This is a genomic window from Streptomyces resistomycificus, assembly GCF_001514265.1.
Lineage (GTDB): Bacteria > Actinomycetota > Actinomycetes > Streptomycetales > Streptomycetaceae > Streptomyces > Streptomyces resistomycificus.
Genome location: NZ_KQ948990.1, coordinates 166607 through 187342, shown reverse-complemented (window position 1 = coordinate 187342; position 20736 = coordinate 166607). Strand labels below are relative to the sequence as shown.

The 20736-nt window shown below is 72.7% G+C and carries 19 protein-coding genes and 1 pseudogene; 9 read left to right on the top strand and 11 right to left on the bottom strand.

What is annotated here, in order from left to right:
- Nucleotides 1-17 precede the first annotated feature (17 nt).
- Genes AQJ84_RS10810 through AQJ84_RS10790 form a run of 5 tightly spaced genes read right to left on the bottom strand, consistent with a single transcriptional unit; the run spans nucleotide 18 to nucleotide 5592 of the window.
- Nucleotides 18-842, bottom strand: coding sequence for an ECF transporter S component (locus AQJ84_RS10810; RefSeq protein WP_053192006.1), 825 nt, complete (start codon nucleotides 840-842; stop codon nucleotides 18-20).
- Nucleotides 839-2530 (bottom strand): ABC transporter ATP-binding protein, encoded by a 1692-nt coding sequence (locus tag AQJ84_RS10805; RefSeq protein ID WP_030040267.1) that lies wholly within the window; start codon nucleotides 2528-2530, stop codon nucleotides 839-841. The genes AQJ84_RS10810 and AQJ84_RS10805 overlap by 4 nt, the downstream gene beginning before the upstream one ends.
- Complete coding sequence (locus tag AQJ84_RS10800; protein WP_374935411.1) at nucleotides 2527-3717, bottom strand: energy-coupling factor transporter transmembrane component T; 1191 nt, start codon at nucleotides 3715-3717, stop codon at nucleotides 2527-2529. Before AQJ84_RS10800 ends, AQJ84_RS10805 begins: the two co-directional genes overlap by 4 nt.
- Nucleotides 3710-4357: an SCO2322 family protein gene (locus AQJ84_RS10795; RefSeq protein ID WP_030040269.1), complete on the bottom strand. Its 648-nt coding sequence runs from the start codon at nucleotides 4355-4357 to the stop codon at nucleotides 3710-3712. The genes AQJ84_RS10800 and AQJ84_RS10795 overlap by 8 nt, the downstream gene beginning before the upstream one ends.
- Entirely contained in the window at nucleotides 4357-5592 is a 1236-nt protein-coding gene (locus AQJ84_RS10790) for a prenyltransferase/squalene oxidase repeat-containing protein (RefSeq protein WP_053192003.1), read from the bottom strand. Before AQJ84_RS10790 ends, AQJ84_RS10795 begins: the two co-directional genes overlap by 1 nt.
- A 318-nt stretch (nucleotides 5593-5910) precedes the next feature.
- On the opposite strand from AQJ84_RS10790, the pseudogene AQJ84_RS10785 reads away from it, so the two are divergent.
- A pseudogene (locus AQJ84_RS10785) lies at nucleotides 5911-6558 on the top strand (phosphotransferase); the annotation flags it as partial.
- A 57-nt stretch (nucleotides 6559-6615) separates the two neighbouring features.
- On the opposite strand, the gene AQJ84_RS10780 reads toward AQJ84_RS10785, so the two are convergent.
- Both AQJ84_RS10780 and AQJ84_RS10775 read right to left on the bottom strand, forming a co-directional pair.
- Nucleotides 6616-7068, bottom strand: a complete 453-nt coding sequence (locus tag AQJ84_RS10780; RefSeq protein WP_030040273.1) for a nuclear transport factor 2 family protein — start codon at nucleotides 7066-7068, stop codon at nucleotides 6616-6618.
- Nucleotides 7069-7095: 27 nt separating this feature from the next.
- Nucleotides 7096-8121: an MBL fold metallo-hydrolase gene (locus AQJ84_RS10775; protein WP_030040274.1), complete on the bottom strand. Its 1026-nt coding sequence runs from the start codon at nucleotides 8119-8121 to the stop codon at nucleotides 7096-7098.
- Between the two features lie 170 nt (nucleotides 8122-8291).
- On the opposite strand from AQJ84_RS10775, the gene AQJ84_RS10770 reads away from it, so the two are divergent.
- Nucleotides 8292-9749, top strand: a complete 1458-nt coding sequence (locus AQJ84_RS10770; RefSeq protein ID WP_030040275.1) for an aldehyde dehydrogenase — start codon at nucleotides 8292-8294, stop codon at nucleotides 9747-9749.
- A gap of 6 nt (nucleotides 9750-9755) precedes the next feature.
- On the top strand, nucleotides 9756-9989 hold the full coding sequence (locus AQJ84_RS10765) for a ferredoxin (protein WP_030040276.1): 234 nt from the start codon (nucleotides 9756-9758) through the stop codon (nucleotides 9987-9989).
- Nucleotides 9990-10301: 312 nt separating this feature from the next.
- On the opposite strand, the gene AQJ84_RS10760 is transcribed toward AQJ84_RS10765, so the two are convergent.
- Nucleotides 10302-10958 carry a TetR family transcriptional regulator gene (locus tag AQJ84_RS10760; protein ID WP_030040277.1) on the bottom strand — a complete coding sequence of 219 codons (657 nt, stop codon included), beginning with the start codon at nucleotides 10956-10958 and terminating at the stop codon, nucleotides 10302-10304.
- A gap of 209 nt (nucleotides 10959-11167) precedes the next feature.
- On the opposite strand from AQJ84_RS10760, the gene AQJ84_RS10755 reads away from it, so the two are divergent.
- The 3 genes from AQJ84_RS10755 to AQJ84_RS10745 are packed head-to-tail and all read left to right on the top strand — an operon-like array spanning nucleotide 11168 to nucleotide 14384.
- Nucleotides 11168-12574: a glycosyltransferase family 4 protein gene (locus tag AQJ84_RS10755; RefSeq protein ID WP_030040278.1), complete on the top strand. Its 1407-nt coding sequence runs from the start codon at nucleotides 11168-11170 to the stop codon at nucleotides 12572-12574.
- Nucleotides 12568-13317: a class I SAM-dependent methyltransferase gene (locus AQJ84_RS10750; RefSeq protein ID WP_030040279.1), complete on the top strand. Its 750-nt coding sequence runs from the start codon at nucleotides 12568-12570 to the stop codon at nucleotides 13315-13317. Before AQJ84_RS10755 ends, AQJ84_RS10750 begins: the two co-directional genes overlap by 7 nt.
- On the top strand, nucleotides 13314-14384 hold the full coding sequence (locus AQJ84_RS10745; RefSeq protein WP_030040280.1) for a prenyltransferase/squalene oxidase repeat-containing protein: 1071 nt from the start codon (nucleotides 13314-13316) through the stop codon (nucleotides 14382-14384). Before AQJ84_RS10750 ends, AQJ84_RS10745 begins: the two co-directional genes overlap by 4 nt.
- A gap of 266 nt (nucleotides 14385-14650) precedes the next feature.
- On the opposite strand, the gene AQJ84_RS10740 is transcribed toward AQJ84_RS10745, so the two are convergent.
- Entirely contained in the window at nucleotides 14651-14944 is a 294-nt protein-coding gene (locus AQJ84_RS10740; RefSeq protein ID WP_030040281.1) for a hypothetical protein, read from the bottom strand.
- Between the two features lie 215 nt (nucleotides 14945-15159).
- On the opposite strand from AQJ84_RS10740, the gene AQJ84_RS10735 reads away from it, so the two are divergent.
- Genes AQJ84_RS10735 through AQJ84_RS10725 form a run of 3 tightly spaced genes read left to right on the top strand, consistent with a single transcriptional unit; the run spans nucleotide 15160 to nucleotide 18639 of the window.
- Entirely contained in the window at nucleotides 15160-16335 is a 1176-nt protein-coding gene (locus tag AQJ84_RS10735; protein ID WP_225877222.1) for a hypothetical protein, read from the top strand.
- Nucleotides 16332-17903, top strand: coding sequence for a vWA domain-containing protein (locus AQJ84_RS10730; protein ID WP_030040283.1), 1572 nt, complete (start codon nucleotides 16332-16334; stop codon nucleotides 17901-17903). Before AQJ84_RS10735 ends, AQJ84_RS10730 begins: the two co-directional genes overlap by 4 nt.
- Nucleotides 17890-18639, top strand: a complete 750-nt coding sequence (locus tag AQJ84_RS10725; RefSeq protein WP_030040284.1) for a hypothetical protein — start codon at nucleotides 17890-17892, stop codon at nucleotides 18637-18639. The genes AQJ84_RS10730 and AQJ84_RS10725 overlap by 14 nt, the downstream gene beginning before the upstream one ends.
- Nucleotides 18640-18662: 23 nt before the next feature.
- Here the strand turns inward: AQJ84_RS10725 and AQJ84_RS10720 are convergent, their stop codons facing one another.
- Both AQJ84_RS10720 and AQJ84_RS10715 read right to left on the bottom strand, forming a co-directional pair.
- The gene (locus AQJ84_RS10720) at nucleotides 18663-19673 is read right to left on the bottom strand and encodes an LLM class F420-dependent oxidoreductase (protein WP_030040285.1); all 1011 of its coding nucleotides are present in this window, start codon (nucleotides 19671-19673) and stop codon (nucleotides 18663-18665) included.
- Between the two features lie 108 nt (nucleotides 19674-19781).
- Nucleotides 19782-20606: a DUF5336 domain-containing protein gene (locus AQJ84_RS10715; RefSeq protein ID WP_051869876.1), complete on the bottom strand. Its 825-nt coding sequence runs from the start codon at nucleotides 20604-20606 to the stop codon at nucleotides 19782-19784.
- Nucleotides 20607-20736 lie beyond the last annotated feature (130 nt).

Genomic DNA, 20736 nt, shown 5'->3' with positions numbered 1-20736 from the left:
CGTCCGCGGTCGGCGGCTCACGGTCCGGGTGGCTCGAATGTGACCGGCGCCTCGAACGCCGCCCGCCGCGTGGCCCGGCGCAGGGCCCTGAGGATCGCCGGACCGAGCAGCACCGTCAGGACGACCGTGACGATCGCCCGGCCCAGGTCCCAGCCCAGCGAGGTGGCCAGGCAGTACGCGACGAAGCGGGCCAGGTTGGCGGCCACCGGCCCGCCCGGGTCGAAGGCGATGTTCGAGGCGTTGCCCTTCATGAAGGTCCAGCCCGCGAGGTTGGTGACCGCGCCGTAGGCGAAGGCGGAGACGAAGCCGTAGGCGGCGAGCAGCGCCACCTCCGCGCGGCCGCGCAGCCGGTCGGCGCCCGGCAGCAGGCCCGCCCCCATCGTGAACCAGCCCATCGCCAGCATCTGGAACGGCATCCACGGGCCCACCCCGCCCGTGAGCAGCGCCGACGCGAACATCGTCAACGAGCCGAGCACGAACCCGAAGCCCGGCCCGAGCACCCGGCCGCTCAGCACCATCAGGAAGAACATCGGCTCGATACCGGCCGTACCGGCGCCGATGGGCCGCAGCGCCGCGCCGGTCGCCGCCAGCACACCGAGCATCGCCACCGCCTTGGGGCCGAGCCCCGACTCGGAGATCGTCGCCGCCAGGACCGCCACCAGGAGGAGCAGCAGACCGGCGAAGAGCCACGGGGCGTCCTGTGTGTGCGCGACGACCTGGGAGGTGGGCGGCGCGAGGAACGGCCACCCGACGGCGGCGACGCCCACCGCGCTGACGAGGAGGAGGGCGGCGACGGAGCGGGGGCCGAGCCGGACGGCCCTGGCCTGGCGGGCGTCCGTCATGACAGCGCCTCCCTCACCTGGGCCACCGTGAGCCACTTCCGCGGAGCCAGGATCTTGGTGACCTGCGGGGCGAAGGAGGGGGAGGCCACCACCACGTCCGCGGTCGGGCCGTCCGCGATCACCTCGCCGTCGGCGAGCAGGACCACCCGGTGGGCGAGCTCGGCGGCCAGCTCCACGTCGTGCGTCGCCAGCACGATCGCGTGGCCCTCGGCCGCCAGCCCGCGCAGGACGGCCACCAGGCGGACCTTGGCCGCGTAGTCCAGGCCCCGGGTCGGCTCGTCGAGGAGCAGCAGGGGCGGGCGGGCGGTCAGCACCACGGCCAGCGCGAGGGCCAGCCGCTGGCCCTCGGAGAGGTCGCGGGGGTGGGTGTCGTCGGTGACACCGGGCAGCAGCTCGGTGACCAGGGCCCGGCAGGAGCCCGGCGCGGCGCCCGCGTCCCGGTCGGCGGCCTCGCACTCGGCGGCGACCGTGTCGGAGTACAGCAGGTCGCGTGGTTCCTGCGGTACGAGACCCACGCGGCGGACGAGCTCGGGCGATGCCGTGCGGTGCGGCACGACCCCGCCGACCCGCACCGACCCCGAGGACGGCTCCAGCAGCCCGACCAGCGCGGAGAGCAACGTGGACTTTCCGGCGCCGTTGCGGCCCATGAGCGCGACGGTCTCGCCGGGGGCGACGGCCAGGTCGATGTGGCGCAGCGCCTGGACGCGGGCGCGCCGGACGGCGAGGGCGCGGACCTCGGCGGGGTGAGCGGGGCCGGGGGCCGCCGGGGCCTTTCCGCGCAGGCGGCGGGACCAGGCGGACGGGGCGGGCCCGGCGGGTGCCGGGGCCAAAGCGGCCGGGGCGAGGGCCGGTGTGTCGCGGGTCGCGTCCCGTCCCGTCAGGCGGTCCCCAAGGCCGCCCGCCCGTCGCCGGGCGTCCCGGACCGTCAGCGGCAGCGGCGACCACCCCGCGAGGCGGCCCAGGTCCACGACCGGCGGGTACACCGGAGACACGGCCATGATCTCGGCCGGGGCGCCGAGCACGGGGGCCGACCCGGGCGAGGCGAGGAGCGCGACCTGGTCGGCGTACTGGACGACGCGTTCCAGCCGGTGCTCGGCCATGAGGACCGTCGTGCCGAGGTCGTGGACCAGGCGCTGGAGGACCGCGAGGACCTCCTCGGCGGCCGCCGGGTCGAGCGCGGAGGTCGGCTCGTCGAGGACCAGGACCCGCGGGTGCGGGGTGAGGACCGAACCGATCGCGACCCGCTGCTGCTGGCCGCCGGAGAGCGTGGCGATGGGACGGTCACGGAGGTCGGCGAGGCCCAGCAGGTCGAGGGTCTCCTCGACGCGACGCCGCATCACGTCCGGGGCGAGGCCCAATGACTCCATGCCGTAGGCGAGTTCGTCCTCGACCGTGTCGGTGACGAAGTGGGAGAGCGGATCCTGGCCGACGGTCCCCACCAGGTCGGCGAGCTCGCGGGGCTTGTGCGTACGGGTGTCCCGGCCGGCCACCGTCACCCGGCCGCGCAGCGTGCCGCCGGTGAAGTGCGGCACGAGACCGCTCACCGCGCCCAGCACCGTCGACTTTCCGACGCCCGACGGGCCCACCAGCAGCACGAGTTCACCCTCGGGGACCTCGAAGTCCACACCCTGGACGGTGGGTTCGGCAGCGCCGTCGTACGTCACGGAGACGTTCTCGAAGCGGATCACGACGACGGTTCCTTCGGGTCGAGGGCGGGGTCGGGCGCGACGAACGCCGGGAGCAGGCCGAGCAGTACGGCCGCCGCCGGCCACAGCGGAAGGGTGGGGGCGACGAGCGGGAGCACGCCCGGGTGCAGGGCCTCCGGGTCCCGCACGGAGGCGAGGACCGTCAGGGCCGCCACCGCCACGCCGGATCCGGCGACCAGCCGGGCGCGGACGTCCCAGCGGTCCGGACGGTAGCGGGTGCGCAGGGAACGGCGGCCGCCCAGGCGGAGTCCGGCGAGCGCGGCGGCGAGACCGGCGAACAGCACCGGGAGGCCGTACGTGCCGCCCTCGGCCGTCAGCACCCCGTACGTCCCCGCGCAGACGCCGAGCAGGCCGCCGAGGGTGAGGGCGGTGGTCGTACGCCGGACCGGGGCGGGGACGTCGGCGCTGCGGCCGTAGCCGCGGGCGTCCATCGCGGCGGCGAGGGCGACGGAACGTTCCAGGGCGCCCTCGAGCACCGGGAGCGCGACCTGGAGCAGGCCCCGGACACCCTTGTCCGGGCGGCCGCGCAGCCGGCGGGCGGCGCGCAGGCGCTGCACGTCCGCGATGAGGTTCGGCGCGAAGGTGAGGGCGACGACGACGGCCACGCCCATCTCGTACAGGGCGCCGGGCAGGGACTTGAGGAGGCGGGCCGGGTTCGCCAGGGCGTTCGCCGCGCCCACGCAGATCAGCAGCGTGGCGAGCCGCAGGCCGTCGTAGAGCGCGACGAGGAGACCCTCGGCGGTGACCCTGCCGCCCAGGCGGATGCCCTGGGCCCAGTCGGGGAGGGGGACTTCGGGGAGGGTGACGACGACGTGTGTGCCGGGGACGGGGGAGCCGAGGACGACGGCGAAGAGGAGCCGGATGACGATCACGGCCAGCGCCAGCTTCACGAAGGCGGTGTAGGAACGGGCGCTGGGGGTGTCGGGGCGACGGGCCGCGACGACGTACGCCGAGGTGGCGATGAGGAGCGCGAGCAGGAGCGGGTTGGTGGTGCGGGTGGCGGCGGTGCCCAGGCCCAGGGCCCAGAGCCACCAGGCCCCGGCGTGCAGGGTCGCCACCCGGCGCGGCCGCGGGCGGGCGGGGGCGTTCACCGGGGTGTGCCGGGTGCCGCCGCGCCCACCGGTTGCGGCCCGGTGGCGTGACCGCCCGCGGCCGGGCGCGTCAGTCACGCCGTCGCCGCCGTGCCTGCCACACCGCCGCCGCGCCCAGTGCGGCCACCGCGGCCAGGCCCGCGAGCAGACCCACCGACGGTCCCGCGTCCGACCGCTCGCCCGTGTCGGCCTTCCCGGTGTCCGACGGGTTCCGCTCCGTGGACACGGCCTCGCCGCACCCCGTCCGCGGGTAGCCGGCGATGGCGCACAGGAGGGCGTTGGTGTTGTAGCGAAGGGGCTTGGCCACGGCGGCGAGCGCCTCGGCCGTGGTGGCGTCGGGCGCGGTCACCGCACAGGCCGTGCGGGTGGCCGGTGGGGTCTCGCCGGACGGGGCGTCCGCCGGGGTGCCGAAGTCGATGACCAGAGCCACCCGCTTCCTGCCGTCCCGCGCCGGGGTCTTGGCGCAGATAGCCGTGAAGTCGGCCGTGCCGCGCGGCCTGGTCGCGTCGCCCGAGTCCTCGCTCACCGCGAAGCGGAAGCCCTGGACGTCGCCGTCGGAGGGGCGGAGGGTCGAGGGACCCTGACCGGCGTACGTCCACTGCCCGCCGTCGCGCTCCCAGAAGGACCAGTAGCGGTAGCCCGCGGCCTGGGCCTGGCCGGTGTTCAGCAGGAGCGGGAACGCGGCCAGGACCAGGAGGGCGGCGGCACGGCGGCGGATCACGGCTGCTTCTTCTTGTTGCGGCTGCTGAGCAGGAAGCCGATACCGGCTCCGGCGGCGAGGCCCACGCCGACCATCCACCACACGCTGTCGCCCAAGTCGCCGCCGGCGTCGGCGGAGTCGTCGGTGGCCCGCGCCGTCCCGCCGGCGGCCTTCCCCGTCAGCGGTGCCGGGCCGGTCGCGTTGAGCTGCTTCACCAGGTCCGCGCCACCGAAGTCACGCGGGTCGGTGCCGGTCGCGTGCGCGGCGAAGATCAGCTGGGCGTAGGCGGCCGGGCCGCTCTGCGCCGCCCAGGTCGCGGAGTTCTGCTCCAGCCACTCCAGCGCCTTCCTCGCCTCCGCCGTCCGGCCCTGTGCGGCGAGGGCGACGACCGCGTCCGCGGTGTTGCCGTAGTCGGGCTGGTCGGTGGAGCCGGGCAGGGCGGACTTGAGGTGAGCGTCCCCGGCGAGGGCCTTCGTGAGGTAGGCGGCGCCGTTCGCGGCGGCCCGCCGCGGCTCAGGGGAGCCGGCGTCGGCGCAGGTGGCGGCCTTCGTCCGCGCCACGGGCGCCACGACCAGCCCCTCGCCGAGCGCGCCGACGACACCGGCCGCCGTGGCGTCCGCGTTGGCGTACAGCTTGCCCTTCTTGTCGGGCTGGAAGGCGAAGGCACCGGCTCCGTCGCCCTCGCACGGCAGGGCGAGGCTCACCAGGGCGTCGTAGGGATCCTTGTCTCCCTTGCGCACGTCCGCCGGCTTCTCCCCCACGGCGGTCAGCGCGCCGACGACGACGGACGTCGAGTTGGTGTCGCTGGCGCCGCCCGGGGAGTATCCCCAGCCGCCGTCCTTGTTCTGCACGGACTTCAGCCAGCTGACGGCCTTGTCGGTGACGGCGTCGTGGCCGCCGAGCGCGGCGAGGGCCTGGACGGCCGCCGCGGTGCTGTTCGTGTCGACCGTCGTCTTCGGGTCGCAGGCCGCGGAGGTGTCGGCGCGGTAGGGCGCGAAGGCGCCGTTCGCGCACTGCTGCCCGGTCAGCCAGTCCACGGACTTCGTGGCGGGCCGCACGCCCACCGTGTGCTGGGCGAGCAGGGCGAGGGACTGGCGCCAGACACCGTCGTACGTCGGGGGCGTCCCGCCGTACAGCGCGGCGGGCAACGCCTGGGACGCGGAGGGGGACGGGTCGGCGGCGACGGCGGGCGCGGCGGCCCCGATCACGGCGGTGGCGGCGGCCAGCACCGCTGCGCTGCGGCGGACGTTCATGATCGGCGGATGCCTCTCCCTGAAAGGGAGCCGGGCAGCACGGGACACCCCGGCGGCTCGGCCCCGTATACCTCGACGGTGCCGCACACCGGCCGGTTGCCGGTGCGCGAGAGCCGGTCACGACCGTCCGGGGCAGTCCGGCTCACCACGGCGTCGGCTGCGGCCACGGCTGTGGTTCACGGTTGCGGGTCAGCGCCGGATTTGCACCGGCTTCCCCCCGTACGGGTGTGATACGACCCGGCTACTCTACCGGCCCGTAAAGAAGCCCCCGAGGGCAGCCTGTGCGGCGGACCGGTCCGGGCGGATACGGTCGGGTGCATGTGGCAGACGGGGAGACTGCTCGGCTCCGGCCGCGCCAACGACGTGTACGAGATCGACGAGGCGTGGGTGCTGCGCCGCGACCGGCACGGTCACGGGGACGCCGCCGCCGAGGGCGCGGTGATGGAGCACGTGCGCGGCCACGGCTATCCGGTGCCGCGGGTGCGGTGGGCCGAGTCGACGCCCTCCGACCTGGTGATGGAGCGGCTGTACGGGCCGACGATGCTGGAGGCGTGCCTGGCGGGCTCGCTGGGCCCGGACGAGGCGGGCGCGATCCTGGCCGGGCTGCTGCGCACCCTGCACGCGGTCCCGCCCCTCGGCGCCGGCGCCCGCGTTCTCCACCTGGACCTGCACCCGGAGAACGTGATCCTCACCGCCGACGGCCCCCGGGTCATCGACTGGAGCAACTCGGAGGCGGGCGAACCGGGCCTGGACTGGGGCGTCTCCGCGATGATCCTCGCCCAGGTCGCCGTGGCCGACGACCCGTTGGCCACCCCGGCCCGCACGATGCTGACCGCCCTGCTCGCCGACCGCTCCCACCTCACCGAGGACGGCCTGGCTCAGGCGCGGCGACGACGGGCGGCCAATGTGACGATGAGCCGCCACGAGATCGAACTGCTCGGCGCGGCCGAGGACTTGATCCGCTCGGTGGTGTCCGGTGTCCCGACAGGGCTCGTCGACAGCCTTCCCCGCATCATGAGCGGTTCAGGTCAGCGACCCCGCGCGCGGGGTGGGGCCGCCGAAGGGGAGGTGGAGGACGCGGGTGGCGAGCAGCCAGGTGCCGTCGGGTGACTTGCGGAACGAGTCCTCGTAGTGGCCGACCTGGACCGGTGGGCCGGGCGGTATCGGATCCGCTCCGCCGTCGTGGCCGTCGACGCGGTACGTCGTGAAGTACGAGATCGCCGTCGCGGTGCCCGGGGAGGTGACGGTCACGAGGATGTTCGACAGCAGGCGGCGGGAGAGCCGGTCGGCGGGCCGGGAGCCGAAGTACCGCCTCAGCGCCTCCCGCCCCTTGATCAGCCGGTCGCCGTCGGGCCACTGCCAGCTGCCGTCCTCGGTGAACAGCTCGGCCACGGAGCCCGGTTCGCCGAGGTCGAGCCGGTGGACGAAGTCGATGAGGAGGCGCTCGCAGGCGCGTTCGTCGAGAAGTTGCTGCATGTCCCGTATTAAACGACCAGGCGGGTGTCAGACGGCCACGTAGGTCACCGGCTCGCTCCCTGTCACCGCCTCCGCCCGGCCCAGCTTCACCAGGCGCCGCAGATGCGCCTCCGCCTCCGAGACGGCGATGTTCCGTGACCCGTAAGGGATCTGGGCCCACGGCCGGTTCCACTCCATGCGCTCGGCGAGCTGCCAGGGGGTGAGCGGCTCGGCCAGCAGGACCAACAGGCCGGTGAGGCGGTCCTCGTGGTGGGCGAGCAACTCCCGTACGCGGGACGCCGCGTCGGTGAAGGCGTGCTGGTGGGCCGGGAGCACCTCGGCGGGGGCGAGGCGGCCGACACGCTCCAGTGAGTCGAGGTAGTCGCCCAGCGGGTCGGTGACGGTGGCGTCGTCGGGGTCCTCGTACAGGCCGATGTGCGGGGTGATCTCGGGCAGCAGATGGTCGCCGGAGAACAGGCGGCCGTGGCCCGGCAGCCGGGCGGGGTGCTCCTCCTCCAGGTGCAGGCAGACGTGGCCGGGGGTGTGGCCCGGCGTCCAGACGGCACGCAGGCGGCGGCCGGGGAGGGCGAGGAGTTCGCCGGGGACGATCTCGCGGTCGGGCAGGGCGGGGGAGAGGCCGGGCAGCGCGCGGGGACGGGTGGCGCGCAGGGGCGCGATGTGGGACTCGGGGGCGCCGGCGGCCTCGAGCTTCGCCGTCATGTAGGTGAACCAGCGCTCGGCGCGGGTCTGCCGGGTGCGCCGCACGATCGCCCCGTCCGCCTCGTGCATCGCGACCCAGGCACCCGACGCCTCCCGCACCCGGCCTGACAGGCCGTGGTGGTCGGGGTGGTGGTGGGTGATCACGACCCCGTGGATCTCCTCGGGTGAGGTGCCGCACGCCGTCAGCCCCGCGGCGAGGGTGTCCCAGGAGTCCGGGTCGTCCCAGCCGGTGTCGATCAGCACCGGCCCGCGGTCGGTGTCGAGGAGGTAGACCAGGGTGTGGCCGAGGGGGTTGTCCGGGATGGGGACCCGGAGGGAACGGACGCCGCCGCCGTGGTCGTACACCTGCGTCATGGGCTCCCCAATCGCCGCGTTCCGGCCACGCGAGCCCGAGTATAACTAGAACAGGTTTCGATGGGAGCCCGAGTCACCGGTGCGCGGTCCGTGGACTCCTCCGGGTGGAGCTGGTATCAGTCTCACTATCTGATGCACCGTCAGTAAGCGCCCCCGGGGAGGCAGTCGCCATGACCGAGCTCGTGGAACACGGACAGCTGTTCATCGGCGGGGAGTTGACCGACCCCCTGGGCAAGGACGTCATCGAGGTGATCTCGCCGCACACCGAGCAGGTCATCGGGCGGGTGCCGCACGCCTCGCGCGAGGACGTGGACCGGGCCGTCGCCGCGGCGCGCACCGCGTTCGACGAGGGACCCTGGCCGCGGATGACGCTCGACGAGCGGATCGAGGTCGTCACCCGCGTCAAGGACGCGATCGCCGTACGGCACGAGGAGATCGCCCGGGTGATCTCCTCCGAGAACGGGTCGCCGTACTCCTGGAGCGTCCTCGCCCAGGCGCTCGGCGCGATGATGGTCTGGGACTCGGCGATCACGGTCGCGCGGAACTTCACCTACGAGGAGGGGCGCGACGGAGTCCTCGGGAAGATCCTGGTGCGGCGCGAGCCGGTCGGGGTGGTGGCGGCCGTGGCCCCCTGGAACGTCCCCCAGTTCGTGGCCGGCGCCAAGCTCGCCCCCGCGCTGCTCGCCGGCTGCACGGCGATCCTCAAGCCCTCGCCGGAGTCGCCGCTGGACGCCTACCTCCTCGCCGAGATCACCCGCGAGGCCGGGCTGCCCGAGGGCGTGCTGTCGATCCTGCCCGCCGACCGGGAGGTCAGCGAGTACCTCGTCGGGCATCCCGGCGTCGACAAGGTCTCCTTCACCGGCTCGGTGGCGGCCGGCAAGCGCGTGATGGAGGTCGCCGCCCGCAACCTCACCCGCGTGACCCTGGAGCTGGGCGGCAAGTCGGCGGCCGTGGTGCTGCCGGACGCGGACCTGGAGACGGCGGTCGCCGGGATCGTCCCGGCGGCCTGGATGAACAACGGCCAGGCGTGCGTGGCCCAGACCCGCATCCTGCTGCCGCGTTCGCGCTACGACGAGTTCGCCGAGGCCTTCGCGGCGGCGGCCGGAGCGCTGGTGGTCGGCGACCCGCTGGACCCGGCGACCCAGGTGGGCCCGCTGGTGGCGAAGCGGCAGCAGCAGCGCAACCTCGACTACATCCGCATCGGCCAGGAGGAGGGCGCCAAGATCCTCACCGGCGGTGGGCGTCCGCCGGGCCTGGACCGCGGCTGGTACGTCGAGCCGACCCTCTTCGGCGACGTCGACAACTCCATGCGGATCGCCCGCGAGGAGATCTTCGGCCCGGTCATCTGCCTGCTCCCGTACGGCGACGCGTCCGATGCGGTGAAGATCGCCAACGACTCCGACTACGGGCTCAGCGGCAGCGTGTGGACGGCCGACGTCGACCGCGGCGTCGAGGTCGCGCGGCAGGTCCGTACCGGCACGTACTCGGTCAACACCTTCAGCCTCGACATGCTCGGCCCCTTCGGCGGCTACAAGAACTCCGGACTGGGGCGGGAGTTCGGGCCCGAGGGCTTCGGCGAGTACCTGGAACACAAGATGATCCACCTGCCGGCGGGCTGGGAGGGCTGACCGACCATGGGCGACCGCTGGCAGATCGAGGTCGACCGCTCCCTGTGCATCGGCTCGGCCCAGTGCGTCCACCACGCCCCGGACGGTTTCCGCCTCGACACGGGCCGCCAATCCCACCCCGCCGACCCCGAGACCGACGCCAACGAGCAGGTCCTCGCGGCGGCGGAGGGCTGCCCGGTCGAGGCGATCACGATCACGCTGCTGGAGAGCGGGGAGCCGGTGTTCCCTCCCGAGGAGTAGACGGGCGGGCGAGCAGCGGGCGGCCGGGGGCGTGCCGTGCGGCCGCCTGGCTGCCGTGCGGCATGCAAAAAATCATGGTTCAGGGGGTTTTGTCCCTGGATAAGTGTTCTACTCTGGGAAGTGGCCTACGAGGCGAGTGAGGGAGTTCGACCGGAGTAGCCGACTTGGGCGCGAGGCATCGTCTCCGCCGGGGCCGACGTCGACGGTCGGGCTGAGAGGCCGGAAGGTCGCAGATGGACCGGAAGGCGACCCCCAGTACCTGATCCGGGCAATACCGGCGAAGGGAACCCGTCTCGTAGGTTCTTCGCGCGCCTACGCCCCGCCCCGGTCCTCCGGCTCCGTGAGGTCGATCAGGCGGCACACCGTCTCGATGTCGATCTTCACCTGGGCGATGGACGCGCGGCCCGACAGCCAGGTGATCAGAGCCGAGTGCCAGGTGTGCTCGATGACCCGGACCGCCGAGAGCTGCTCCGGCGTCGGGTTCTCCAGCCCCATCGCGTCCAGGACGATCGCCGTGGTCTGGTGGGAGACCTGGTCGACCTCGGGGCTCACGCTGCGGTCCGCGAACGTGAGCGCCCGCACCATCGCGTCCGCCAGGTGAGGCTCGCGCTGCAGCGCGCGGAAGGCGCGCATCAGGGTCTCCGCCACCCGCTGCGCCGCCGTGTCGCCCGCCGGCGGCTTCTTGCGCAGCGTCCCGTGCATGTGCTCCAACTGGTCCTGCATGGTGGCGACCAGGAGATGGATCTTGGACGGGAAGTAGCGGTACAGGGTGCCGAGCGCCACCTGTGAGGACTCCGCGACCTCCCGCATCTGCACGGCGTCGAAACCGCCCCGGCTGGCCAGCTGCGCGCTCGCGTGCAGGATGCGCCGACGGCGCGCCTCCTGTCGCTCGGTGAGCGGCGCCGAGTCGGGCCGCGCGGTACTGGCATCCACCTTGGCCACCTTGTCCACCTTGGCTTCCGCAGGCATGGGTCCCGTTCCGTGACAGTCGGTGAGGGCGAGTGATCGCACAGCATGCCAGGCGCGCCGGTGGTGGCGTGAATCACCTGATCCACCGCTCACTACGCGCCTACCTGCCGGTAGATTCAGAGCCTCTTGAACGATCAAGTCTGAAACTTGTTCTAGATTAGCGTCCCGGCGTAATCTCGCGGGACAGTGCAGGGAGAAGGGGGCCCAGAGTGACCGCTGAGGCCAGTCAGGCGGGGCCTTTCGAGGGTCCGGCCGCCGACGGCGAGCGACCGCTCCGTATCGCACTCCTCACATACAAAGGGAACCCGTTCTGCGGGGGGCAGGGCGTCTACGTACGGCACCTCTCGCGCGAGTTGGCCCGCCTCGGGCACACCGTCGAGGTCATAGGTTCCCAGCCCTACCCCGTCCTGGACGAGGGGCACGACGAGCGCCTGAGCCTCACCGAGCTGCCCAGCCTCGACCTCTACCGTCAGCCCGACCCCTTCCGCACCCCGAAGCGCGGCGAGTACCGCGACTGGATCGACGCGCTGGAAGTCGCGACGATGTGGACCGGCGGTTTCCCCGAGCCGCTCACCTTCTCGCTGCGCGCCCGCCGCCATCTGCGCGCCCGGCGCGGCGAGTTCGACGTCGTCCACGACAACCAGACCCTCGGCTACGGCCTGTTGGGCGACGTCGGCGCCCCGCTGGTCACCACGATCCACCACCCCATCACCGTGGACCGCCGACTGGAGCTGGACGCCGCGGAGGGCCGACGGCGAAGGTACTCCGTACGCCGCTGGTACGCCTTCACCCGGATGCAGAAGCGCGTGGCCCGCCGGCTGCCCTCCGTGCTCACCGTCTCCGGAACCTCCCGCCAGGAGATAGTCGACGATCTCGGCGTCCGCGACGACCGGATCCACGTCGTCCACATCGGCGCCGACACCGACCTTTTCTCGCCCAATCCGTCGGTGCCCGTGGTGCCGGGCCGGATCGTGACGACCTCCAGCGCGGACGTGCCGCTCAAGGGCCTGGTCTTTCTCGTCGAGGCGCTGGCGAAGGTCCGCACCGAGCGCCCGGACGCCCACCTCGTCGTCGTCGGCAAGCGGCCCGAGGAGGGGCCCGTCGCCCAGGCGGTCGAGCGGTACGGCCTCGAAGGCGCCGTCGACTTCGTCAAGGGCATCTCGGACGCCGAACTCGTCGACCTGGTGCGGTCGGCGGAGGTCGCCTGCGTGCCGTCGCTCTACGAGGGCTTCTCACTGCCGGCCGCGGAGGCCATGGCCACCGGGACGCCGCTGCTGGCCACGACCGGCGGCGCGATCCCCGAGGTCGCCGGACGGGACGGCGAGACCTGCCTCGCGGTGCCGCCGGGCGACGCCGGCGCGCTGGCGGGCGGCCTGAGCCGACTGCTGGGCGACCCGGAACTGCGGGCCCGGCTCGGCGCGGCCGGCCGGGAGCGGGTGCTCGCCCGCTTCACCTGGGCGAAGGCCGCCGAGGGCACGGTGGCCCGGTACCGCGAGGCGATCGCCGGCCCGGCGCTGCCCGCCGCGAGCCGCCCCCCGACCGCGGTCGCCGCAGGTTCCGCGGCCCCAGAAGTTGTTGACGTTGTATCCGATCGCGAAAGCAGGGCCACGTGCTGACCGTCGACTTCTCCCGGTTCCCGCTCGCCCCGGGTGACCGCGTCCTGGACCTCGGGTGCGGTGCCGGCCGGCACGCGTTCGAGTGCTACCGGCGTGGTGCGCGGGTCGTGGCGCTCGACCAGAACGGCGAGGAGATCCGCGAGGTCGCGAAGTGGTTCGCCGCGATGAAGGAGGCCGGCGAGGCCCCGGAGGGCGCCACCGCGACCGCGATGGAGGGCGACGCCCTCGCGCTGCCCTTCCCCGACGAGTCCTTCGACGTCGTCATCATCTCCGAGGTGATGGAGCACATCCCCGACGACAAGGGCGTACTCGCCGAGATGGTGCGGGTGTTGAAGCCCGGCGGCCGGATAGCGATCACCGTCCCGCGCTACGGACCCGAGAAGGTCTGCTGGAGCCTGTCCGACGCCTACCACGAGGTCGAGGGCGGCCACATCCGCATCTACAAGGCGGACGAACTCCTCGCGAGGATCAGGGAAGCCGGTCTCAAGCCGTACGGCACGCACCACGCGCACGCGCTGCACTCGCCGTACTGGTGGCTGAAGTGCGCGTTCGGCGTCGACAACGACAAGGCGTTGCCGGTGCGGGCGTACCACAAGCTGCTGGTCTGGGACATCATGAAGAAGCCGCTCGCGACCCGGGTCGCCGAGCAGGCGCTGAACCCGCTGATAGGCAAGAGCTTCGTGGCGTACGCGACCAAGCCGCACCTGCCCCGTCTCGCCGAAGCCGAGGTGGCCGCCAAGTGACCACCCCCCGGACAGAACACCTCGTCCTGCCCGGGGTCCTCACCGCGGAGGAGGCCGCCGCGACCGTCGCCGGCATCCTCGCCGTGCAGCGGGAGGACGGGGCCGTCCCGTGGTTCCGGGGACACCACCTGGATCCGTGGGACCACACCGAGGCCGCGATGGCGCTGGACGCGGCGGGCGAGCACGAGGCCGCCGAGCGGGCGTACACGTGGCTGGCGGAGCACCAGAACGAGGACGGCTCCTGGTACGCGGCCTACGCCGACGGGGCGTTCGACGACGTCACCGACCGGGGCCGGGAGACGAACTTCGTCGCCTACATAGCCGTAGGCGTGTGGCACCACTATCTGTCCACCGGCGACGAGCCGTTCCTCGACCGGATGTGGCCGTCGGTCTACGCGGCGATCGAGTTCGTACTGCGACTCCAGCAGCCCGGCGGGCAGATCGGCTGGAAGCAGGAGGACGACGGCGCGCGGACCGCGGACGCGCTGCTGACGGGGTCCTCCTCGATCCACCACGCGCTGCGGTGTGCGCTGGCGATCGCCGAGCAGCGTGAAGAGCCGCAGCCCGACTGGGAGTTGGCGGTGGGTGCCCTACGGCACGCGATCCGCCGTCACCCGGAGCGGTTCCTCGACAAGGACCGCTACTCGATGGACTGGTACTACCCGATCCTGGGCGGCGCGCTCACCGGAGCGGAGGCCAAGTCCCGCATGGAGGAGGACTGGGACCGCTTCGTCGTGCCCGGCCTGGGGGTGCGCTGCGTCGACCCCAACCCGTGGGTCACCGGTGGTGAGTCGGCCGAACTGGCCCTCACCCTCTGGGCGATGGGCGAGTCCGACCGGGCCCTGGAGATCCTGCAGTCGATCCAGCACCTGCGGGACACCGAGTCCGGCCTCTACTGGACGGGCTACGTCTTCGACGACAAGGCCGTCTGGCCCCAGGAGCTGACCACGTGGACGGCCGGCTCCCTCCTCCTCGCGGTCGCCGCCCTCGGCGGCCACGAGGCGACCTGCGCGGTCTTCGCCGGCGACCGGCTGCCGACCGGCCTCGACCCGGACTGCTGCGCCTGACCTGAGACCGCCGGGCGCCGGCGGTCCGTGTGCGGACTCAGCGCCGGTGCCCGCGCTGGGCGCCGGCGTGGTCGGCGCGGAAGTGGACGACTGCGACGAGGCCGTGGCCTGCCACCACGCGGGCCCAGGCCTCGTCGAACGTGCTGTGCTTTCCGGGGGGTGCCCCCAGGCCCCCGGGTCGTGGGACCGGCTGAGGGGGTCTGGGAGTCGGGGACCCCGGCCGAGGTGTGCGTCCGCGGCCGGGGCGGGGTGGTCTCGGTGTCGGCTCAGTGCCGGTGCACGCGGTTGGCGATGGCGTGGCCGACGAAGAGGTAGACGACTGCGGCGAGGCCGTAGCCCGCCACTACGCGAGCCCAGGCCTCGTCGAACGTGAAGAGGTCGTGGGACCAGCCTGCGAGCCAGCGGGCGACGTCGTGGATGAACTGCACGAAGTCGTTCGCGCGGTTCGCGTCCAGCAGGTACATCAGGATCCACAGGCCCAGGATGAGGGCCATGACGTCGGCTACGACCGCGATGATCGTGCCGGCCTGATTGGCACCGTTGCGATATCGAGGGGACATGCCGATCGGGTTGCCGCTCAATCCCGGATGAAACCTGCACCGGGCCGAGGGCCCGGGCGTTGGATCCCGTACGTGTTCATCGCGCACGTTTCTTTCGTTCAACTCGCGTTGGATCTACCGTTGTTGCAGGGCCACTGGCGTCATCGACGATCCTGGCCCACCCAGGGGGGAGAACGCCGGTGCCCGCGAACAGACCCGCTCCGCCGGAGCCTCGGTTGACCGTCACCAGACCCACGCGCGGCCGCCTGCGAAGAGCCCTGGCGGTCGCGCTGCCCCTCCCGGTCGTCGGCCTGGTACTGCTGATGGCGTCGGGGCATCTGTTACTGCCGTTGCAGAAGGTCGTCACCATCGAGGCCAAGATGGCCTCCAAGAGGGACTTCTTCGAGGACCCAGAAGTCGAACGCCTGCTGCTGAAGCACGGCTTCCGGGTGCGCATCACCCGCATGGGCTCCCGTGAGATAGCCAACCAGGACATCAAGGGCTACGACGTCGTCTTCCCGTCCGGCCAGCCCGCCGCCGACCTGATCACCCGCGAACGCGCCGCGGCGGACCGCCCGGTGACGACGTACCGCCCCTTCGTCAGCCCCATCGTGCTGGCCACCTACCGCGAGTACGCCGAGGCCCTGCGGGGCAACGGCGTGGCCCGGCTCCAGCGCGGGTCGGGCGGTCAGTCCCTGTACTACACACTGGACATGGAGAAGTTCCTCGCCCTGACGAGGGGCGGCAAGACGTGGGACGGCATCGGCATCGCCCGTTACGGCGTCGACAACGGAAACAAGGTCCTCGCCCAGTCCTCCGACATCTGCGAGAGCAACTCCGGCGGCACCTACCTCGGCCTCGTCGCCTTCGTCGAGCACGAGAACGACGCCCCGGACACCCTCCCGGAGGCGGAGAGGCTCGCCCGCGACATCAAGCCCCTCCTCGTCGAACAGGGGCTGCCCTCCGCGGAGAAGGCGGAGACGTACCTGTCCGCCGACGGCAAGGGCATCTCGCCGATCGCCGTGATCTACGAGCACCAGTTCCTGGCCCACCAGATCGCGTACGAGGCCGAGCACGGCACCCCCGACTCCGAGCGCGTCCTGCTCTACCCGTCGACCCGCATCGACACCGAACCCCAGCTCGTCGCCCTGACCCGGGACGGCGACCGGCTCGGTGAGCTCATCACCTCCGACCTCGAACTCCAGCACCGGGCAATGGAGTTGGGCTTCCGGGTCCGGGACACCCGCAGCGACGCGACCAGCGTCCAGCTGAAGGAGTTCCTCGGCGAGCGGGACATCCCGGCACCCGTGACCTCCGCCGACGACACCAAGGCCGTACTGCCCCGGCTCCCGCTGCTGGAACGGATGATCCAGATCGTCGGCGACTGCCCGCCCGCGGAGGGCGCCGAGTGAGGGGCCGCATCCCGCTTCTGACGGTCTGTACGCTCCTGGTGGCCACCCTGCTGTCCGCCTGCACCGACGACGGGGACGGCGGCGGCGAACGCGTCCGGCTGCGCGTGCTCGCCAGTCCCGACCTCGCCGTACTCGCCCCGCTCCTCGACGAGTTGGCGGACGCCACTGGCGTAGAACTCGACCTCGACCGGCGGCCCGACGCGGAGACCCGGCTCGCCGCCGCCCGTACCGGATACGACCTCGCCTGGCTCTCCTCCGACCGCTATCTGCGGCTGCGCGACAGGGAATCCGTGCACGGGCTGCAGCGGACACCGACGATGACGTCCCCGGTCGTCATCGGCCTCGCCCTCGACACGGCTCGCGCCCTGCGGGCCGACGTCCCCGGCGGCCACCTCACCTGGGCCGACATCGCCGACGCCGCCGCCACCGGTACGGTCCGCTTCGGCATGGCCGACCCCCGCAACGCGGGCAGCGGACTCGCCGCCCTGGTCGGCGTCGCCACCGCCGCCGCCGGCACCGGCGCCGCCCTGCGCACCGAGGACGTCTCCTGCGACCGGTTGCGCGGCTTCCGCTCCGGCCAGACCCTCACCGCCGCCACCTCCCCCGACCTTGTCGACTCCTACGCCGCCCACCAGGACCGCGCCGACGCGCTGATCGCCTACGAGTCCGACCTGCTCGCCCTCAACGCCTCCGGCCGCCTGAAGGAGAAACTGGAGATCGTCCGCCCCGAGGACGGCACGGTCCTGTCCGACTTCCCCATCCTCCTGCTCGACCCGTCCCGTCGCGCCGCCTACGACAAGGTCACCGAGTGGCTGCGGCGCGACGACGTACAGGAGAGGATCATGCGCGACACCCGGCGCCGACCGGTCAGCGCCACGGTCACCCGGGACGCCCCGCTGCGCGCACCGATCGGCAACGCCCTCTACTTCCCCGACCGGCTCGCGGTGGTGGAACGCCTGCTGGCCGACTACGGCGACCCGGACCGGCGCACCGCGGGGCAGGTCGTCTTCCTGCTCGACTTCTCCGGCTCGATGCGCGGCGCCCGGATGGCCGCGCTGCGCGAGGCGTTCGCCGGTCTCAGCGGCGCGGACTCCTCGTCGACGGGCAAGTTCACCCGCTTCTACCAGGGCGAACGCCTCACCGTCGTACGGTTCGGCGGACGGGTCCTGGAAGAGCGGACCATCACCGTCACCGGCCCGGGGGACCTGAGGGAGCTCACCGACACCGTCGCCCGCGGCGGATACGGCGACGCCACCGCCGTGTGGTCCGCCCTCGACCACGGCTACCGCACCGCGGCCCACGCCCTGGCCGCCGACCCCGACCGTCCCCTCTCCGTGGTCCTGATGACGGACGGCGAGAACAACGCGGGCCTGTCCTACGCCCAGTTCGTTCGCCGCTACGAGGCCCTGCCCGACGCGGCGCGCGACGTCTCCACCTACCCCGTCCACTTCGGCGAGGCCGACACGGCCGCACTGCAGCGCGCGGCGGCGAAGACCGGCGGGCGGATGGTGGACGCCGACGACTCGTCCCTTTCCGAGGCATTCAAGGAGATCCGTGGCTGTCACTGACGGACTGTGGTGGAGCGTGTGGTGGCCGTGGATGACGGTCTGGCTGGTGACCGCCGCCGGCCTCGTGGCGCTCGCCGCCGTGCTGCTGGGCCACGCCCGCGAGGCCCGGAGGCGGACGGCGGCACGGCAGACGGCGTACAGCATCTGCTTCTACCTGGACGGGAAGTCCGTCATGGACCTCTACCAGGTCAGCCACTACAGCGAGGCGCTCGAACAGGCGGTGGAGCACCGCACCAACGTCAACACCAGCGTCAGCCTCCTGGGGAAGCTCATGCCGTGGACCGTCAAGGCCGGCAAGGACGTCACGCAGGAGAAGTTCACCAAGTACGTGCAGAAGAACGAACCCATCAACGTCATAGGGATGTTGACCGAAGCCCTCGACCGGGCCGACGCCATCGTCCACGCCGACCTGCGCACCGGCAGCGTACGGCCCAACCGGGCCCTCGCCGACGCCCTGGCCGGCGACACCCGGATCGCGCTCAGCGACATCGACGAGTTCGTGTCGGTGCGCGGCCGCTTCGTGATGGACCCGGACACCTCGCAGGGCATAGTGCTGCGCGCCGCGTACGGCGATCCGCAGACACCGCCCTACGTCCGGGTCGTCGGCGCCCGCGAGGGCCTGCGCCGCGAGACGATCCCCGAGGGCACCTTCACGGCCCGCTGCCTCGGCAAGATGACGGGCTGGCGGCAGGACACCGGCGAGGTGACGCTGGAGGCCATCGCGATCTTCCGCTGAGTGCACGAAAGCCGGGACCGCGGCTAGGAGTTGAGCTCGGCCAGCACCCGCAGCGACTCCCGGTCCGGCGCCATCGCCAGCAGATCCGTCACCGGCCCCTTGCGCCACGACTCCAGCCGCTCCGCGATGCGTTCGCGCGGGCCGACGAGCGAGATCTCGTCGGCGAACGCGTCCGGAACGGCCAGTACGGCCTCCTCCCGGCGACCGGACAGGAACAGTTCCTGGATGCGCCGCGCCTCCTGCTCGTACCCCATCCGGGCCATCAGATCGGCGTGGAAGTTGCGTGCCGCGTGCCCCATCCCGCCGATGTAGAAGCCGAGCATCGCCTTGACGGGGAGGAGGCCTTCGGCGACGTCGTCACAGACCTTCACCCGGGCCATGGGGGCGACGACGAAGCCGTCGGGCAGCGCACCGACCGCCTCGCCGTACGCCTCGGGCCGGCTCGGTGACCAGTACAGCGGAAGCCAGCCGTCCGCGATCCTGACCGTCTGCGCCACGTTCTTGGGCCCCTCGGCGCCCAGCAGAACGGGCAGGCCGGCGCGGAGGGGATGGGTGATGGACTTGAGCGCCTTGCCGAGACCGGTGCCGTCGGGGCCCCGGTAGGGGTGGGAGTGGAAGCGCCCGTCGAGCTCGACCGGCCCCGCACGTCCGAGGACCTGCCGTACGACGTCGACGTACTCCCGGGTCGCGGTGAGCGGCGACTTCGGGAACGGGCGGCCGTACCAGCCCTCGACCACCTGCGGACCGGACAGACCGAGCCCCAGCAGCATGCGGCCACCGGAGAGATGGTCCAGGGTGAGGGCCTGCATGGCCGTCGCCGTCGGGGTGCGGGCCGCCATCTGCGCGACGGCCGTGCCGAGTCTGATGCGGGAGGTCCGCGCGGCGATCCAGGTCAGCGGCGTGAACGCGTCCGAACCCCAGGACTCGGCGGTCCACACCGAGTCGTAGCCGAGCCGCTCGGCCTCCTGCGCGAGCGGAACATGGTCCGGGTCGGGGCCGCGGCCCCAGTAGCCGAGGGCGAGCCCGAGCCGCATGGCGCCTCCAGGTTTCTGACACAGCGTCAGTTTGGGGTGCGGGCTGCGACTGTACGACAACGGCCCCCCACCCGGAAGGGCGAGGGGCCGCACGTCGAGGAACGGGGGTCAGCCGCGCTGGATCCCCGTCGTGTCCTGCAGCACGCCACGACGGCCGTCCTGCGTCTGCGCGACCAGTGCCGCACCGCGCTGCTCGACCGCCAGGTACCAGGTCCCGGGGGCGAGTTCGGCGATCGGCGTCGGCGAACCGTCCTCCGCGAACAGCGGACGCGCCACCGGCACGGCGAACCAGAACGGCGAGAACTCCGGGGCCGGCGGCTGGGCCTGGGCCTGCTGCGGCTGCGCAGCACCGAACGGCTGACCCGGCTGCGGCTGAGCCCCGTACGGCTGCTGCTGCGCGCCGGGGGCACCGGGGTAGCCGTAACCGCCGGGAGGCTGGGCGCCGTAGGGCTGCGGGGCGGCCGGCTTGGGGGCGGGGATGAGGGCGGCCTGAAGGGCCGGGACCAGGGGGGTGGCGACGGCGGCGGCGGCCAGCACCAGGCTGCCGACGAGCGCGAGGATCAGACCGATGCCGGCGTCCAGGCCGTCGTCACCGAAGCCACCCATGTTGTTCACACCGCTGGACGGGTCGATCATGTTCCCGAGCGCGCTCCACGCGGCGAAGACCGTGAACGCGACGCCGACCTGACCGAGGTCGAGACCAGCCACCTTGGGGACCTGCGGAAGACCGCGGGAGATGATGACGAGCGCGGCGCCGATGATGCCCGCCAGCACCACACCCATCAGGATCGGGCCACTCGACCAGGCGCTGGGAAAGTCGTAGCTGTCCGGGGCCCCGTCGGCGGAGTAGATGTCGAGGAACGACGCGATGAACAGCAACACCGCTGCTCCGATCACCACGCCGTCGCCTCGAGTGAGGGAGCGGATATTCACTTCAAAGGTCCTTCGTAGGTCGTCTCGTCGTCGGTAGAGGCGTCGCTGTCACCATGTCGCCGTCAGGCCCCTGTGTGAAGCGTGGGGGTGGCCCCTCATCGTAAGGAGGACACTATCCTCCGCCCGAACA

Bases quoted from the DNA above. Each gene is read 5' to 3' on its own strand.
- AQJ84_RS10810 (WP_053192006.1), bottom strand. From the start codon at position 842: ATGACGGACGCCCGCCAGGCCAGGGCCGTCCGGCTCGGCCCCCGCTCC.
- AQJ84_RS10790 (WP_053192003.1), bottom strand. From the start codon at position 5,592: ATGAACGTCCGCCGCAGCGCAGCGGTGCTGGCCGCCGCCACCGCCGTG.
- AQJ84_RS10780 (WP_030040273.1), bottom strand. From the start codon at position 7,068: ATGCAGCAACTTCTCGACGAACGCGCCTGCGAGCGCCTCCTCATCGAC.
- AQJ84_RS10775 (WP_030040274.1), bottom strand. From the start codon at position 8,121: ATGACGCAGGTGTACGACCACGGCGGCGGCGTCCGTTCCCTCCGGGTC.
- AQJ84_RS10770 (WP_030040275.1), top strand. From the start codon at position 8,292: ATGACCGAGCTCGTGGAACACGGACAGCTGTTCATCGGCGGGGAGTTG.
- AQJ84_RS10765 (WP_030040276.1), top strand. From the start codon at position 9,756: ATGGGCGACCGCTGGCAGATCGAGGTCGACCGCTCCCTGTGCATCGGC.
- AQJ84_RS10760 (WP_030040277.1), bottom strand. From the start codon at position 10,958: ATGCCTGCGGAAGCCAAGGTGGACAAGGTGGCCAAGGTGGATGCCAGT.
- AQJ84_RS10740 (WP_030040281.1), bottom strand. From the start codon at position 14,944: ATGTCCCCTCGATATCGCAACGGTGCCAATCAGGCCGGCACGATCATC.
- AQJ84_RS10720 (WP_030040285.1), bottom strand. From the start codon at position 19,673: ATGCGGCTCGGGCTCGCCCTCGGCTACTGGGGCCGCGGCCCCGACCCG.